At 71.7% G+C, this 15139-nt stretch carries 14 protein-coding genes; 9 read left to right on the forward strand and 5 right to left on the reverse strand.

The features are described from left to right. The first annotated feature begins 5 nt into the window (after positions 1 to 5). Together AC07FJ_RS33100 and AC07FJ_RS33105 are read left to right on the forward strand one after the other, a co-directional pair. Complete coding sequence (locus AC07FJ_RS33100; protein ID WP_479052874.1) at positions 6 to 584, forward strand: GNAT family N-acetyltransferase; 579 nt, start codon at positions 6 to 8, stop codon at positions 582 to 584. Positions 585 to 672: 88 nt separating this feature from the next. Further along, complete coding sequence (locus AC07FJ_RS33105) at positions 673 to 1407, forward strand: Mut7-C RNAse domain-containing protein (RefSeq protein WP_479052875.1); 735 nt, start codon at positions 673 to 675, stop codon at positions 1405 to 1407. 31 nt (positions 1408 to 1438) lie between these two features. Here the strand turns inward: AC07FJ_RS33105 and AC07FJ_RS33110 are convergent, their stop codons facing one another. After that, positions 1439 to 2026: a TetR/AcrR family transcriptional regulator gene (locus tag AC07FJ_RS33110; protein WP_479052876.1), complete on the reverse strand. Its 588-nt coding sequence runs from the start codon at positions 2024 to 2026 to the stop codon at positions 1439 to 1441. A gap of 121 nt (positions 2027 to 2147) precedes the next feature. On the opposite strand from AC07FJ_RS33110, the gene AC07FJ_RS33115 reads away from it, so the two are divergent. Beyond that, entirely contained in the window at positions 2148 to 3572 is a 1425-nt protein-coding gene (locus AC07FJ_RS33115) for an FAD-dependent oxidoreductase (RefSeq protein WP_479052877.1), read from the forward strand. A gap of 1 nt (position 3573) precedes the next feature. On the opposite strand, the gene AC07FJ_RS33120 is transcribed toward AC07FJ_RS33115, so the two are convergent. Further along, positions 3574 to 4086: a hypothetical protein gene (locus AC07FJ_RS33120; RefSeq protein ID WP_479052878.1), complete on the reverse strand. Its 513-nt coding sequence runs from the start codon at positions 4084 to 4086 to the stop codon at positions 3574 to 3576. 42 nt (positions 4087 to 4128) lie between these two features. On the opposite strand from AC07FJ_RS33120, the gene AC07FJ_RS33125 reads away from it, so the two are divergent. Both AC07FJ_RS33125 and AC07FJ_RS33130 read left to right on the forward strand, forming a co-directional pair. Continuing rightward, entirely contained in the window at positions 4129 to 4464 is a 336-nt protein-coding gene (locus AC07FJ_RS33125) for a YnfA family protein (RefSeq protein ID WP_468297126.1), read from the forward strand. 72 nt (positions 4465 to 4536) lie between these two features. Then, positions 4537 to 5307: an SDR family NAD(P)-dependent oxidoreductase gene (locus AC07FJ_RS33130; protein WP_361428212.1), complete on the forward strand. Its 771-nt coding sequence runs from the start codon at positions 4537 to 4539 to the stop codon at positions 5305 to 5307. 75 nt (positions 5308 to 5382) lie between these two features. Here AC07FJ_RS33130 and AC07FJ_RS33135 read toward each other — a convergent pair whose 3' ends face one another. Further along, complete coding sequence (locus AC07FJ_RS33135) at positions 5383 to 6576, reverse strand: RtcB family protein (RefSeq protein WP_479052879.1); 1194 nt, start codon at positions 6574 to 6576, stop codon at positions 5383 to 5385. A gap of 175 nt (positions 6577 to 6751) precedes the next feature. On the opposite strand from AC07FJ_RS33135, the gene AC07FJ_RS33140 reads away from it, so the two are divergent. From AC07FJ_RS33140 to AC07FJ_RS33150, 3 genes are all read left to right on the forward strand, one after another. Then, complete coding sequence (locus AC07FJ_RS33140; protein ID WP_479052880.1) at positions 6752 to 7603, forward strand: DUF3558 domain-containing protein; 852 nt, start codon at positions 6752 to 6754, stop codon at positions 7601 to 7603. A 132-nt stretch (positions 7604 to 7735) separates the two neighbouring features. Next, positions 7736 to 8473, forward strand: a complete 738-nt coding sequence (locus AC07FJ_RS33145) for a DUF3558 family protein (RefSeq protein ID WP_479052881.1) — start codon at positions 7736 to 7738, stop codon at positions 8471 to 8473. Positions 8474 to 8591: 118 nt separating this feature from the next. Beyond that, positions 8592 to 9875, forward strand: coding sequence for a DUF2637 domain-containing protein (locus AC07FJ_RS33150; protein WP_479052882.1), 1284 nt, complete (start codon positions 8592 to 8594; stop codon positions 9873 to 9875). An 80-nt stretch (positions 9876 to 9955) separates the two neighbouring features. Here the strand turns inward: AC07FJ_RS33150 and lysS are convergent, their stop codons facing one another. Then, positions 9956 to 11734, reverse strand: a complete 1779-nt coding sequence (lysS, locus tag AC07FJ_RS33155; protein ID WP_479052883.1) for a lysine--tRNA ligase — start codon at positions 11732 to 11734, stop codon at positions 9956 to 9958. Between the two features lie 216 nt (positions 11735 to 11950). Between lysS and argS the strand changes: the two genes are divergently transcribed. After that, on the forward strand, positions 11951 to 13717 hold the full coding sequence (argS, locus tag AC07FJ_RS33160; protein ID WP_479052884.1) for an arginine--tRNA ligase: 1767 nt from the start codon (positions 11951 to 11953) through the stop codon (positions 13715 to 13717). Between the two features lie 99 nt (positions 13718 to 13816). Here the strand turns inward: argS and AC07FJ_RS33165 are convergent, their stop codons facing one another. Continuing rightward, positions 13817 to 15109 (reverse strand): tachylectin-related carbohydrate-binding protein, encoded by a 1293-nt coding sequence (locus AC07FJ_RS33165; protein WP_479052885.1) that lies wholly within the window; start codon positions 15107 to 15109, stop codon positions 13817 to 13819. Positions 15110 to 15139 lie beyond the last annotated feature (30 nt).

A 15139-nucleotide genomic window follows, 5' to 3' on the forward strand; every position in this document is an offset into this window, starting at 1 on the left:
GCCCGATGAGCGCGCTGACCGTACGCGTCCGCCTCGAGCCGTGGTCCGAGGACGGCTTCGCGCTGCTGCGGGCCGCCAACACGCCGGAGATGATGGCCCACCTGGGAGGTCCGGAGTCCGAGGACCTGCTGCTCAGGCGCCACCAGCGGTACGTCGACCTCAGCGCGGACCGCTCGGGGACGGGGCGGATGTTCCGGATCGTGCTGCTGCCGGACGAGGTGCCCGTGGGCGTGATCGGCTACTGGGAGCGGGCCTGGAACGGCGCCCGGGTGTACGAGACGGGGTGGGTGGTGCTGGCGCCCTTCCAGGGGCGCGGGATCGCCACGGCCGCGACGGCCGCCGTCATCCGGGAGGCGCGGGCGGCGCGCAAGCACCGGTATCTGCACGCCTTTCCCGCCGTGGACAACGCCGCCTCGAACGCGGTGTGCCGGAAGGCGGGCTTCGAGCTGCTCGGGGCGTACGACGACGAGTACCCGCCGGGCCGCCCGCTGCGGAGCAACGACTGGCGCCTGGACCTCGGGCCGGACCTCGAACCGGACCTCGGACCGGACCTCGGCCCGGACCTCCCGCGGCGGGGGGCTTGACGGGGCGGCGGCTTCCGGTGGGGTGCCTTCCGGTGGGGCGGGCGAAATGGCCTGGCTGGCGCGGAGCCCCCGGTGGCATGCTGGCCGCGTGAACGGACCGGAGATCCACATCAGCTTCGCCCCGGAACTGGGGCTGTTCGTCTCGGCGCCCCGCCGCGCGGGCCGCACCTCCGTGGTCACGGACGGCGCCTCGACGCTCGGGCACGTCGTCGAGTCGCTCGGCGTACCGCTGACCGAGGCGGGCAGGCTGCTGGTGGACGGGCGCGCGGTCTCCACCGCGCACGTCCCGGCCCATGGCGAACACGTCGAGGTGCTGGGGCGCGAGCGCCCGCAGCCGGTGCCGGGCGCCCCGCTGCGGTTCCTGCTCGACGTGCATCTCGGCACGCTGGCGCGCCGGCTGCGGCTGCTCGGCGTGGACACGGCGTACGAGAGCGAGGACATCGGCGACGCGGCGCTGGCCACCTGGTCGGCGCGGGAGCGGCGCGTGATGCTCTCGCGTGACCGGGGGCTGCTGCGACGCCGCGAGCTCTGGGCCGGGGCGTACGTCTACAGCGACCAGCCCGACGACCAGCTCCGCGACGTCCTGGAGCGCTTCGCGCCGCGGCTCGCGCCGTGGACGCGGTGCACCGCCTGCAACGGCACGCTGACGGACGCGGACAAGGACGCGGTGCGCGAGCGGCTGGAGCAGGGCACGCAGCGCTCGTACGACGTGTTCGCGCAGTGCACGGCGTGCCGGCGGGTGTACTGGCGCGGCGCCCACCACGCCCGCCTGGAGGCGATCGTCGAGAACGCCCTGCGCGAGTTCGGCGGCGCGGCCGCGTAGGCGCGGTGAGCCTGCGCCCCGGCCGGCCGCGTCAGGGGGACTCGGCCGTCAGGTACCGCTGCACCGTCGGCGCCAGCCAGGCGATCACCTCGTCCCGCGACATCTCGACGGCGGGCGGCAGGTGCAGTACGTAGCGGGCCAGCGCCATGCCGAGGAACTGCGAGGCCACCAGGGCCGCGCGGCGCGGGGCGTCGGCCGGGTCGGGGCAGACGCCGGCCACGATGGGGCCTAGTTGCGCCGGGAACATCGCGCGTATCCGCTCGGCGCCCGCGGCGTTGGTGACGGCGACCCGGAGCACGGCCGTGAGCACCTCGTCCTGCTCCCACCGGTCGAAGAAGTGGGCGGCGAGGACCGCGCCGACGTGCTTGACGGGCAGCGCCCCGACCTCCGGAATGCGCAGGTCGACCGCGCAGGCGGCCGCGAACAGCCCCTCCTTGTTGCCGTAGTAGCGCATCACCATCGACGGGTCGATGCCCGCGTCGCGGGCGATGGCGCGGATGGTGGCGCGCTCGTACCCGTCGGTCGCGAACCGCTCGCGGGCGGCGCGGAGGATCGCGGCGCGGGTGGCGTCCGAGCGGCGGGGGGCGCTCGGGGCGTCGGCGGGGGCTTCGAACTTCATGCCAACAACTGTAGGCCAACGGGTGTTGACGCGCCATCAGCGCGGGCATACATTTGCCAACGAGCGTTGACCAACAACCGTTGACCAACATCCGTTGGCATTCCACGGGCAGGAGGCAGCCATGACTGGCACGCCGGGCACGGAGTTCGACGTCATCGTCGTGGGCGCGGGACCCACGGGACTACTGCTCGCCGGCGACCTCGCCGCCGCGGGCCTGGAGGTGGCACTCGTCGAGCGCCGCCCCCACGAGACCAGCAACCTCGCACGCGCCTTCGCCGTGCACGCCCGGACGCTGGAGCTGCTCGACGCCCGCGACCTCGCGGACGAACTGGTGAAGCGGGGCACCCCCCTCACCCGGCTGAACCTCTTCAGCAAGCTGTCGCTCGACCTCTCCCGGCTGCGCTCCCGCTTCCCCTTCGTGCTGATCACGCCCCAGTACGAGGTCGAGCAGCTGCTGGAGCGCCGCGCCGTCTCCGCCGGCGTGCACTTCCGGTACGAAACGGAGCTGCGGGGTCTGCGCCAGGACGCCGACTCCGTCACCGCCGAGGTCACCGGCCCCGACGGCGCGCCCGGCGAGCTCCGCGCCCGCTATCTCGTGGGCGCGGACGGCGTGCGCAGCGCCGTCCGCGACGGACTCGGCGTGCCGTTCCCCGGCGAGTCGGTGATCCGCTCCGTCGTGCTCGCCGACGTCCGGCTCACCGAGGAGCCCGGCAGCGCGCTCACGGCGAGCGGCACCCCCGACGCCTTCGCCTTCGTCGTGCCCTTCGGTGACGGCTGGTACCGGGTGGGCGGCTGGAGCCGCCACCGCCAGTCGCCCGACAGCGAGCCCGTCGACTTCGACGAGATCCGCGCCCTCACCCGCACCGCCCTCGGCACCGACTTCGGGATGCACGACCCCCGCTGGCTCTCCCGCTTCCACAGCGACGAACGCCAGGTCCCGGAGTACCGCAAGGGGCGGGTCTTCCTCGCCGGTGACGCCGCGCACGTCCACTCCCCCGCCGGCGGCCAGGGCATGAACACCGGCCTCCAGGACGCCGCCAACCTCTCCTGGAAGCTCGCCGCCGTGCTGCGCGGCGAGGCCCCGGAGCCCGAGGCCCTGCTCGACAGCTACCACGACGAGCGCCATCCCGTCGGCACGACGGTGCTGCGCAGCAGCGGCGCGCTCATCCGCCTGGCCATGGTCCACACCCCGCCCACGCTGGCGGCCCGCGCCCTCGGCACCGGGCTGCTCAACCGGTTCCCTCCCGCGGCCGCCAAGGCGATGCGCATGATCAGCGGCATCGGCATCGCGTACGGCGCCGGGCGCGGCGCCCACCGTCTCACCGGTCGGCGCGCCCCCGACCTCGCCCTGACGGAGGGCCGGCTCTACGAGCTGCTGCGGGAGGGGGCCTTCGTCCTCGTCGCCCCGCGGGGCGGTGCCGCCGCACCGGACGTGCCCGCCGCGCCGGGCCGGGTCATACGGGCGAGCTGGACCAACGCCGCCCGCCGGGACACACTCCTCATCCGCCCCGACGGCTACATCGCCTGGGCCGGAAGCGGGAGCTGACTCAGAAGACGTACCAGTCGCCCGTCGCGGGGACCAGCACCTGATGGTCGTTGTTCCCGGGGTTCCGGTCGGTCGCGCCGCCGTTCCACTCGGTGGCCACCCGTACCGCCACCTCGTGCGGGGTGCCGGCCGTACGCAGGTCCAGCACGGTGTCGCGGGCCGGGCCGTCCGCGCGCAGCGGACCGGTGGAGCACAGCACCTCCCGGTCGCCGCCCCACAGGCAGTTGGGCGGCAGCGGCGGCCCGCCGGCGAGCGGCACCGAGAAGGCCAGGCGCACGGTCGTGGTCGGCACGCCGGACGGGCCGTGGTTCTGACTCGCCATCAGCACCTCCAGCCGGTCACCGCCGAGGGAGACATGCCCGTGGTGGGCGACATCCGCCTCGGGGGCGATCACCCCGGTGGCGCCGGCGGCGGGGGCACCGGCGGCCGCCCCCGCGCCCGCGTCCGAGGCGGCCACCGCCGCCAGCACCGTCACGGCCGACACCACCAGTCCAGCCCTGCCCCTCGCAACCATGTCCAGAAGGTACCGATTGTTCCGCCCCCTACGCTGGACGCCATGCTCATCGCCCGCTCCGCCGCCCTCTTCGTCCTGGCCGCCCTCTGCGAGATCGGCGGCGCCTGGCTCGTCTGGCAGGGCGTCCGCGAGCACCGGGGCTGGCTCTGGATCGGCGCCGGCGTGCTGGCGCTCGGGGCGTACGGCTTCGTCGCCACGTTCCAGCCGCAGGGCGACTTCGGCCGGATCCTCGCCGCGTACGGCGGCGTGTTCGTGGCCGGCTCGATCGCGTGGGGCATGGTGGCCGACGGCTACCGGCCCGACCGCTGGGACGTGACCGGCGCGCTGATCTGTCTCGCCGGTATGGCCGTGATCATGTACACACCGCGCGGCCACTGACCGGCACCACACCCGCACCTATCCTGACCGCGTATCGACCACCCTTTCGATCAGCCGCGCGAGGAGAAGCCCATGACCGCCGCCACCCCCACCGCGCCCGTCGCCGTCGTCACCGGAGCCAGCAGCGGTATCGGCGCCGCCACCGCACGGCAGCTCGCCGCGGCCGGCCACCACGTGGTGCTCACCGCGCGCCGCAAGGACCGCATCGAGACCCTGGCCGCCGAGCTCACCGCCGCCGGCCACCAGGCCACGGCATACGCCCTGGACGTCACCGACCGCCCGGCCGTCGACGCCTTCGCCGCCGGCCTCGAGCGCTGCGACGTCCTCGTCAACAACGCGGGCGGCGCACTCGGCGCGGACCCCGTCGCCACCGGCGACCCCGCCGACTGGCGCCAGATGTTCGAGGTCAACGTCATCGGCGCCCTCAACATGACCCAGGCCCTGCTCCCCGCCCTCACCGCCGGCGGCGCCGGCACGGTGGTGATCGTCTCCTCCACCGCCGGCCACGCCACCTACGAGGGCGGCGGCGGCTACGTCGCCGCCAAGAACGGCGCCCGCGTCCTCGCCGAGACCCTCCGCCTCGAAATCGTCGGCACCCCGGTCCGCGTGATCGAGATCGCCCCCGGCATGGTGAAGACCGACGAGTTCGCCACGACCCGCTTCCGCGGCGACACCGAGAAGGCGGCCAAGGTCTACGCGGGCGTCCCCGACCCGCTCTCCGCCGACGACGTCGCCGACACCATCACCTGGGCCGTCACCCGCCCCGCCCACGTCAACATCGACCTCCTGGTGGTCCGCCCCCGCGCCCAGGCCTCCAACACCAAGGTCCACCGCGAGCAGTAGACCCGGCGGGACATGCGAAGGCCCCGGCGCCAACCCGCCGGGGCCCTCACCCAAAGCCGAGGTGTCTCCTCCGCCTCAGCCCTTCACACACACCACCTGCTTCAGCTTCGCGACCACCTCGACGAGGTCGCGCTGCTGGTCGATGACCTTCTCGATCGGCTTGTAGGCGCCCGGGATCTCGTCGACCACACCGGCGTCCTTGCGGCACTCCACCCCGCGCGTCTGCTCCTCCAGGTCCCGCGTGGAGAAGCGCCTCTTCGCGGCGTTGCGGCTCATCTTGCGGCCGGCGCCGTGCGAGGCGGAGTTGAAGGACGCGGCGTTCCCGAGCCCCTTCACGATGTAGGAGCCGGTGCCCATCGAGCCGGGGATGATCCCGTACTCGCCGGAGCCCGCCCGGATCGCGCCCTTCCGCGTGACGAGCAGGTCCATTCCGTCATACCGCTCCTCCGCCACGTAGTTGTGGTGGCAGGAGATGACTGGCTCGAAGGTGACCTTGGCCTTCTTGAACTCGCGCCGCACGACGTCCTGCGAGATGGCCATCATGATGGCGCGGTTGTACTTCGCGTACTCCTGCGCCCAGAAAAGATCGTTCCGGTAGGCCGCCATCTGCGGCGTCTCCGAGATGAACACTGCCAGATCCCGGTCGACCAGGCCCTGGTTGTGCGGCAGATCCCGCGCCACTCCGATGTGGAAGTCGGCGAGCTCCTTGCCGATGTTCCGGGACCCGGAGTGCAGCATGATCCAGACGGAACCGTCGGTGTCGAGACACAGTTCCCAGAAGTGGTTGCCCCCTCCGAGCGTTCCCATCTGCTTCACCGCCCGGTCCTGACGGAACTTGACCGCTTCCGCCACCCCACCGAACCGGGCCCAGAAGTCGTCCCACCCCGCCGCCGGGAAGCCGTGCAGCCCGGCCGGGTCGACCGCCTCGTCGTGCATCGCGCGGCCCACCGGGATGGCCTGCTCGATCTTCGAGCGCAGCCGCGACAGGTCGCCCGGGAGGTCGTTCGCCGTCAGCGACGTCTTCACCGCCGACATGCCGCAGCCGATGTCCACACCCACCGCGGCCGGGCAGACCGCCCCCTGCATCGCGATGACCGAGCCGACCGTCGCGCCCTTGCCGTAGTGCACGTCCGGCATCACGGCGAGGCCCTTGATCCACGGGAGCGTGGCGACGTTCCGCAGCTGCTGCATCGCGACGTCCTCGACCGCCGCCGGGTCCGTCCACATCCGGATCGGGACCTTCGCCCCGGGCACCTCTACAAAAGACATACTTCCTCGATCCCCCGAAAAGTCTGAAAACGCAAAAACCGGCGCCAACATCCGCGTATGCGACAGCGGACCAGCATCGACGGCAGCGCGTGCGATAGACATTGTGTCCACCCGTCGGCGTCGGGCGGCAACAAGTTTTCGGATGGCAGGCACCCGAGCGAAAGGACCCCGGACCGTGCAGCGAAGGGCGTACGCACCCGGCCTGGCCGCACTTCTCGCGGCGGTCACCGCCGGCGTCACCGGCCTGACCGGCTGCACCGCCGGCTCCGGCGGCTCCGGTTCCGCCACCGACTCCAAGGCCGGGGGCCCCGCCGCGGCGGCCGCCGAACCCGGCAAGTACCGCACGCTCCTCGAACCCTGCGGTTCCATCGAGCGGTCCACGCTCAGGGACCTGCTCCCCGGCGTCGACTTCCTCCCCCAGGAGCAGCGCGAGCGCGTCTACCGCGGTTCCTCGGCCGTCACGTACGACACCGACCGCCGCGCCGGGTGCAGTTGGAAGGCCGACGGGCCGGACGCCTCGCACCAGCTCACCCTGGACTTCGAGCGCGTCGTCTCGTACGACCCGACCGTCAGCGACGACGACCGCGCCCAGCAGGTCTACGAGGGCAAGCAGACCGCCGCGGGCCTGGCGGTCGCCCCCACCCCCGGCACCCCCAGCCCGCCCGCCTCCCCGGCCTCTCCCGCCGGCCGGCCGCCGGCCACCGGAGGCCCCGCCCCGAGCGCCGCCGCGCCCGCCCCGAGTGTCGCCGCCGTCCCGGCCGCCAGCCCCGGCACCACTCCCGAGGGCCTGGAGCCGCGCGTCCTGACCGACCTCGGCGACGCGGCGTTCCTCGACGACGTCCTCACCCGCGCCGGTTCGACCGCCCAGCACCGCACCGTCAGCGTGGTGTTCCGCACATCGAACGTGATCGTCACCATCCGGTACGGCGAACAGCCCGGCCGCATCACCGAGGTGCCCGACAGCAAGGAACTGCAGGAAAAGGCACAGGGACTGGCCCGCAAGCTCGCCGAGAAGTTCGACGAGTAGCCTCCCGCGCGCCGACCCCGCCCCGGCTCCACGCGGCGCCCGCGCCTCTCCCGTGCCTCGCCCGTACACGTACGACTCGGGCTACCGTGTCGGAACTGCCGGACGACCGTACGACAAGCGACTGAAGGAACCATGCACCGATCAGCCCCGCGACTCACCCGCATACTCGCCTGCGCAGCCGTACCGGTGATGCTCGTCGTCGCCGGCTGCTCCTCGGACTCCGACGGCAAGGGCGAGCCCGAGAAGCAGACGCCCCCGTCCGCCGCCTCGTCCAGCGCCGCGTCCGGCGCCGCGAAGGAGCCCACGCCGAAGGTCGAGCCCGCCGTCTTCACCAAGCTGCCCGACGCCTGCAAGGCCATCGCGGCGAAGACGGTCGCGGAGATGGTCCCGGAGGCGAAGGTCAAGACCGGTACGCCCGGAAAGTCCAACGACATCGCCAGCCGCGGCAGCTGCTCGTGGAACGGCCTGGAGGACAAGGGCATCAAGGGCTCCAACTACCGCTGGCTCGACATCTCCCTCCTGCGCTACGACTCCGACCCCACGCTCGGCAGCGGTGAGAAGCGCGCCCAGGAGAGCTTCGCCAAGGAGGTCGCCAAGGTCCAGGCGACCGAGGGCGCCACCGGTCTGCACGCCTCGACCGCCACGGGCGTCGGCGACGAGTCGAAGGCGTTCAGCTACGGCCTGAAGAAGACCGACGAGGACTTCAAGAACGCGGTCATCGTGACCCGTACGGAGAACGCCGTCGTCATCCTCTCCTACAACGGCGCCGGGTACGCGGGCGCCGAGACCCCCGATGTGGGGGCCCTGATGGAGGACGCGGTCAAGGCGTCCAAGGAGGCCGTGGCCGCCATCGCCACCGCCAACAAGTAGCCGCCCGCACGGGCGCTATGCGGAGTCCGGCCCTCCCCCGGGGGCCGGGCCCCGTACACGTGTGCCAGGCTGTGCCCGCCAGATCTCGACTGCGGGGAGGGGATCGCGGGTGGCCGCGATGGAGCTGACACGGACGCACCGGATGCTGATAGGTGTCGTCATCGCCGGTGCGGTGGTCATCGCCGGCATCGGTTTCGCGGGCTCGTACGCGGCGGTGCGCGAGCTCGCGTTCCAGAAGGGCTTCGGCGACTTCTCGTACTTCTTCCCCATCGGCATCGACGCGGGCATCTGCGTACTGCTCGCCCTGGACCTGCTCCTCACGTGGATCCGCATCCCGTTCCCGCTGCTGCGGCAGACGGCGTGGCTGCTCACCGCCGCGACGATCGCCTTCAACGGCGCGGCCGCCTGGCCCGACCCGCTCGGCGTGGGCATGCACGCGGTGATCCCGGTCCTCTTCGTGGTCGCCGTCGAGGCGGCGCGGCACGCGGTCGGCCGGATCGCCGACATCACGGCCGACAAGCACATGGAGGGCGTACGGCTCACCCGCTGGCTGCTCTCGCCGGTGCCCACCTTCCGGCTCTGGCGCCGGATGAAGCTGTGGGAGCTGCGCTCGTACGAGCAGGTCATCAAGTTGGAGCAGGACCGGCTGATCTACCAGGCGCGCCTCCAGGCCCGGTACGGCCGGGCCTGGCGCCGCAAGGCGCCGGTCGAGGCGCTGATGCCGCTGCGGCTGGCGAAGTACGGCGTGCCGCTCGCCGAGACCGCGCCGGCGGGCCTGGCGGCGGCGGGCATCGAGCCGGTCCTGCTGCCGCCGAACCCGACGCCGCAGCCGCTCCCGGCGCCGCCCGCCGCCGAGCTCACGCAGGCGCAGCCCCTGGCTCATGAGCAGGCCGCGCAGGACGACACCCCGGCCCCGGGCGCCCCGGCCCAGGAGCTCCCGGCCCAGCACCCCGACGAGACCGAGCCGCAGCGGCAGCCCCAGCCGCAGCCGCCGTTGCAGCTCCAGCCCCAGCCGCCGCTCCAGCCGGAGCCGGAGGAGGTGCCGGAACCGCAGCCCCAGCTCCCCGCCAACCACCACAGCCCGTGGTTCGCCGCGCCGCAGCTGCCGCCGACCGCGTACGAGGGGGCGTACGACCCGGCGTACACGGAGGAGCCGTCGCCGCAGGGCGAGGTCCCCGAGCCGGACGAGCCGGACTCCGAGGAGTTCCGGGAGGGCGCGTACCCGGTCTTCAAGCAGTACGTCGACGAGAACAACGTCTGGCCGAGCGCCGAGGTCCTCGACATACACCTCGCCGACGGCCACGGCATCCGGCACCCGCTCAGCGCCGTCCTGCTGCGCCGCATGCTGCCGGAGTTCAAGGAGCGCTACCAGGCGGACCTGGCGTCCGAGCACATCGCGTGAACGACATCGCGTAGGCCCCTGACACGGGCGAGGCCCCCCACCGGACGGTGGGGGGCCTCGCCGTTACGGCTTCAGCGTGCTCACGCGCCCAGCAGCTTGCGCACCCGGTCCGCGCCGACGGCCAGCAGCAGCGTGGGCAGTCGCGGTCCGGTGTCGCGGCTGACGAGCAGCCGGTACAGCAGCGCGAAGAAGTTCCGCTGGGCGACCTTCAGCTCCGGCGTCGGCTTGGCCTCCGGGTCCAGCCCCGCCATCACCTTCGGCACGCCGTACACCAGCGTGGTCAGCCCGTCCAGCGACCAGTGGCTGTCCAGGCCCTCCAGCAGCAGCCGCAGCGACTCGCGCCCCTCGTCGTCCAGCGAGCCGAGCAGCTCGGTGTCGGGCTCCGAGCGGACGATGGTGCGCTGGTCGGCCGGGACGTGCGTGGAGATCCAGTTCTCCGCGCGGTCCAGCCGGGGGCGCACCTCGTCCAGGGAGGCCAGCGGCCGGGACGGGTCGAGCTCGCTCAGGATGCGCAGCGTCTGCTCGTCGTGCCCGGCGGTGATGTCGACGACCGAGGCGAGCGTGCGGTACGGCAGCGGGCGAGGGGTGCGCGGCAGCTCGCCGACGGCCGTGCGCACGGCGCGCGAGTGGGCGGCGGCGTCGGCGGGCAGGACGCTGCCGTCGGCGACCTTGGCCTCCAGCTTGTCCCACTCGTCGTACAGCCGCTGGATCTCCTGGTCGAAGGCGATCTTGAAGGCCTGGTTGGGCTTGCGGCGCGCGTACAGCCAGCGCAGCAGCGGTGCCTCCATGATCTTCAGGGCGTCGGCCGGGGTCGGCACGCCGCCCTTCGAGGACGACATCTTCGCCATGCCGGAGATGCCGACGAACGCGTACATCGGGCCGATCGGCTGGACGCCGTCGAAGACCTCGCGCACGATCTGCCCGCCGACCACGAAGGACGAGCCGGGCGAGGAGTGGTCGACGCCGCTGGGCTCGAAGATCACGCCCTCGTACGCCCAGCGCATCGGCCAGTCGACCTTCCAGACCAGCTTGCCGCGGTTGAACTCGCTCAGCTTCACCGTCTCGGAGAAGCCGCAGACGCAGCTGTAGGTCATCTCGGTCGACTCGTCGTCGTACGCGGTGACGGTGGTGAGGTCCTTGCCGCACTGCCCGCAGTACGGCTTGTACGGGAAGTACCCGCCGGCGCCGCCGGAGCCGTCGTCCTCGCTCGCCGCGCCGGAGCCCTCGGCGGCCTCCAGCTCGGCCTCGTCGACCGGCTTCTGCTGCTTCTGGGGCTGCGGCTTCTGGCCCTGGCCCTGGCCCTGCTTCTTCGGCTGGCCGGTGGCCTTGTCCTTGGTCCGGTAGCGGTCCAGGATCGCGTCGATCGCGGCGCGGTGCTTCATCGCGTGCAGGATCTGCTCGCGGTACACGCCCGCCGTGTACTGCTCGGTCTGGCTGATGCCGTCGAACTCGACGCCCAGCTCGGCGAGCGACTCGACCATGGCGGCCTTGAAGTGCTCGGCCCAGTTCGCGTACGGGGAGCCGGCGGGGGCGGGGACCGAGGTCAGCGGCTTGCCGATGTGCTCGGCCCACGACTCGTCGACGCCGGGGACACCGGCCGGCACCTTGCGGTAGCGGTCGTAGTCGTCCCAGGAGATCAGGTGGCGCACCTCGTACCCCCGGCGCCGGATCTCGTCCGCGACCAGGTGCGGGGTCATGACCTCGCGGAGGTTGCCCAGGTGAATGGGGCCGGACGGCGACAGGCCCGAGGCGACCACGACCGGTTTGCCAGGCGCACGTCGCTCCGACTCGGCGATGACCTCGTCCGCGAAACGGGAGACCCAGTCGGTCTCGGTGCTGCTCTGAGCCACGATCGGCACGTCCTTGAATGCTTGGGGTTTCGAAGGCTGGCGTAAGCCATTCTCCCAGACGCCGACGGCACGGTCCGAGGTTGTCCACAGCCCGCACCCGCCGGTATGACAGCGCTGGGACGGCTGTGGACAGCGGTGGATAAGAGCTTGCGCACCCGTGGGACACTTGACAACCGGAATACACCCCGGACGACAGCACAGCGATCAAGACAGAAACGGAAGCTCATGGCCTCGGTCCCTTCCCTCGCTTCGACCGTGCAGCAGCGCCTCGCGGACGCCCTTTCGGCAGCCCTGCCGGAGGCCGGCTCCCGCAACCCCCTGCTGCGACGAAGCGACCGGGCGGACTTCCAGGCCAACGGCATCCTGGCCCTGGCCAAGCAGGTCAAGGGCAATCCGCGTGAGCTGGCGGCCAAGGTCGTCGAGGCGATCCCGGCCGACGACGTGATCCAGGACATCGAGGTCTCGGGCCCCGGCTTCCTCAACATCACGATCACGGACCGGGCGATCGCCGAGACGCTGGCGGCCCGCGCCGCCGACGACCGCCTCGGCGTCCCGTACCGCGACGAGCCGGGCACGACGGTCATCGACTACGCCCAGCCGAACGTGGCCAAGGAGATGCACGTCGGCCACCTGCGCTCGGCGGTCATCGGTGACGCCGTGGTCAAGATCCTGGAGTTCGCGGGCGAGAAGGTGATCCGCCGCCACCACATCGGCGACTGGGGCACCCAGTTCGGCATGCTCATCCAGTACCTGATCGAGCACCCGCACGAGCTGGACCACAAGGACGCGGCGGTCTCCGGCGAGGAGGCCATGTCCAACCTCAACCGCCTCTACAAGGCGGCCCGGGCGCTGTTCGACTCCGACGAGGAGTTCAAGGCCCGCTCCCGCGACCGGGTCGTGGCCCTCCAGTCCGGGGACGAGGAGACCCTCGCCCTGTGGCAGCGGTTCGTCGACGAGTCGAAGATCTACTTCTACTCCGTCTTCAACAAGCTGGACATGGACATCAAGGACCCGGACGTGGTCGGCGAGTCCGGGTACAACGACATGCTCGAGGAGACCTGCCGCCTGCTGGAGGAGTCCGGCGTCGCGGTCCGCTCCGAGGGCGCGCTGTGCGTGTTCTTCGACGACGTCAAGGGCCCCGACGGCAACCCCGTCCCGCTGATCGTGAAGAAGTCCAACGGCGGGTACGGCTACGCCGCCACCGACCTCTCCGCGATCCGCGACCGCGTCCAGAAGCTGGGCGCGGACACCCTGGTGTACGTCGTGGACGCCCGCCAGTCGCTGCACTTCAAGATGGTCTTCGAGACCGCGCGCCGCGCCGGCTGGCTGAACGACCGGGTGCACGCCGTGCAGCTCGCCTTCGGCACGGTCCTGGGCAAGGACGGCAAGCCGTTCAAGACCCGTGAGGGCGAGACGGTCCGGCTGGTCGACCTGCTCGACGAGGCGATCGACCGCGCCACCGCCGTGGTCCGCGAGAAGGCCGGGAAGGTGGGCCTGAGCGAGCAGGAGATCGTCGAGAACGGCCGGTACGTGGGCATCGGCGCCGTGAAGTACGCCGACCTGTCGACCTCCGCGTCCCGCGACTACAAGTTCGACCTGGACCAGATGGTGTCGCTCAACGGCGACACGTCCGTCTACCTCCAGTACGCGTACGCCCGTATCAAGTCGATCATCCGCAAGGCGGGCGACACCAAGCCGGCCGCCCACCCCGAGCTGCCGCTCGTCCCGGCGGAGCGTGCGCTGGGCCTGCACCTGGACCAGTTCGGGGAGGTCCTGACGGAGGTCGCCGCGTCGTACGAGCCGCACAAGCTGGCGGCGTACCTCTACCAGCTGGCCTCGCACCTGACCACGTTCTACGACCAGTGCCAGGTGATCAGCGACGAGAACGCGCCGGAGGTCGTGGAGAACCGGCTCTTCCTCGTCGACCTGACCGCCCGCACCCTGCACCAGGGCATGGCGCTGCTCGGCATCCGCACGCCCGAGCGGCTCTGACCCCCGCGGCCTCGCGGCCCCGCGGCCTCGCGGCCCGCTCAGCCCAAGGCCGAAGCCCCCGCCGGACACCGGCGGGGGCTTCGGCGCGCTTCACACCCCTCAGACGATCTTGTTGTAACGCAGGGCCACGTAGTTGCTGTACGCGTGGCTGTCGATCGTGCCGCTGTTGATGTCGGCCGTCGAGTAGTTCATGTCCGTGCTCGGGCTGCCCTCGGAGTAGTAGTAGAAGGTGCCGGCGGCCTTGTCCTTCCAGCCCGCGAAGAGGACGACGTGGTGCGTCTTGTAGTTGAGGATGTCGCCCGGCTGGAGGTCGCTCTTGGAGATCTGCGTGGCGACGGTCGGCAGGCTGTAGGTCGTCAGCGAGTCCTGCAGGTGCCAGGCCATGGAGACGAAGCCGGAGCAGTCCGTGCGGTACTTCACGTCCGTCGTCGGGCCGTACTCCCAGTCCGCCATGTTGGTGCTCTGGCTGTACTGGATGTTCCGGTCGTACCAGTTCTTGGCCCGCGACATGACCTCGCTGCGCGTGATCTGGCCGTTGGCGGTGGAGCTCGGCGTCACGTACGAGCAGTCGCCGCCGAAGGCGGAGAGCAGGCTCTGGGTCCAGCCGGACGCGTCCACCGGGTCGTCGGTGTGGTACGCGATGTCGCTGCCGTCGCCGTCGTACGGGGTCGCGTCGTGGTACCAGTACATGCCGCCGTTGGTACGGCCGTAGAAGAGGCCGCCGCCGGGCGAGACGAGCGAGTCGACCGCGGACCAGCCGCTCGCCTTCAGCTGGGACGAGGCCCAGTCGCCCACCCCGTTCACCTTGTAGCCGAGCAGACGGCCGTCGGCGGTCGAGGCGATGAGCCGGTCCTTGCCGGAGGCGGCGAGCGTCTTCAGCACGAAGCCCGAGCCGATGACCTCGTGCTGGCCGATGTGGGCCGGGCCGGACGGCTTGGCCTCGGTGACGATGTAGCGGTGCAGGTCGCCGTTGACCGTGCCGTAGAGGCGCCCGGCGCCGTCGTACGTCAGCTTGTCGAAGGTCCAGCCGCCGTCCCAGATCTTGGTGATGCCTGCGATGCCGAGCGAGGTGTTGTTGGTCTGGATGTCGACGCGGTACAGCTCACCGGCGGTCGAGGTGACCAGGACGGTGTTGAAGTTCAGCGTGGCCATCGCCTTCGGCGTGAAGCCCAGCTCGGCGCCGACGAGGGTCTTCACCCGGTCGCCGGTGTTCGGGGCTATCGCCGTGTAGGTGAGCCGGCCGTCCGGGAGGATGCCGTAGACCGACACGTCCCCACCGCAGCTGGCGGCGGCCGCTGCCGTACCGGAGCCGACCGTGGTGACCAGGCCGAGGGACATCGCGCTGATGGCGAGCGCGGCTCCCGAGCGGCGGAAGGCATGGCTGAGCTTCATGGTCTCTCTCCTGCGGAGTCGTGAGGACGG

This window comes from Streptomyces sp. NPDC045998, from assembly GCF_056430285.1.

Coding starts and splice junctions, on each gene's coding strand:
- AC07FJ_RS33145 (WP_479052881.1), top strand. CDS start 7,736: ATGCACCGATCAGCCCCGCGACTCACCCGCATACTCGCCTGCGCAGCC.
- AC07FJ_RS33130 (WP_361428212.1), top strand. CDS start 4,537: ATGACCGCCGCCACCCCCACCGCGCCCGTCGCCGTCGTCACCGGAGCC.
- AC07FJ_RS33150 (WP_479052882.1), top strand. CDS start 8,592: ATGGAGCTGACACGGACGCACCGGATGCTGATAGGTGTCGTCATCGCC.
- AC07FJ_RS33125 (WP_468297126.1), top strand. CDS start 4,129: ATGCTCATCGCCCGCTCCGCCGCCCTCTTCGTCCTGGCCGCCCTCTGC.
- AC07FJ_RS33100 (WP_479052874.1), top strand. CDS start 6: ATGAGCGCGCTGACCGTACGCGTCCGCCTCGAGCCGTGGTCCGAGGAC.
- argS (WP_479052884.1), top strand. CDS start 11,951: ATGGCCTCGGTCCCTTCCCTCGCTTCGACCGTGCAGCAGCGCCTCGCG.
- AC07FJ_RS33135 (WP_479052879.1), bottom strand. CDS start 6,576: ATGTCTTTTGTAGAGGTGCCCGGGGCGAAGGTCCCGATCCGGATGTGG.
- AC07FJ_RS33120 (WP_479052878.1), bottom strand. CDS start 4,086: ATGGTTGCGAGGGGCAGGGCTGGACTGGTGGTGTCGGCCGTGACGGTG.
- AC07FJ_RS33115 (WP_479052877.1), top strand. CDS start 2,148: ATGACTGGCACGCCGGGCACGGAGTTCGACGTCATCGTCGTGGGCGCG.
- AC07FJ_RS33110 (WP_479052876.1), bottom strand. CDS start 2,026: ATGAAGTTCGAAGCCCCCGCCGACGCCCCGAGCGCCCCCCGCCGCTCG.
- AC07FJ_RS33165 (WP_479052885.1), bottom strand. CDS start 15,109: ATGAAGCTCAGCCATGCCTTCCGCCGCTCGGGAGCCGCGCTCGCCATC.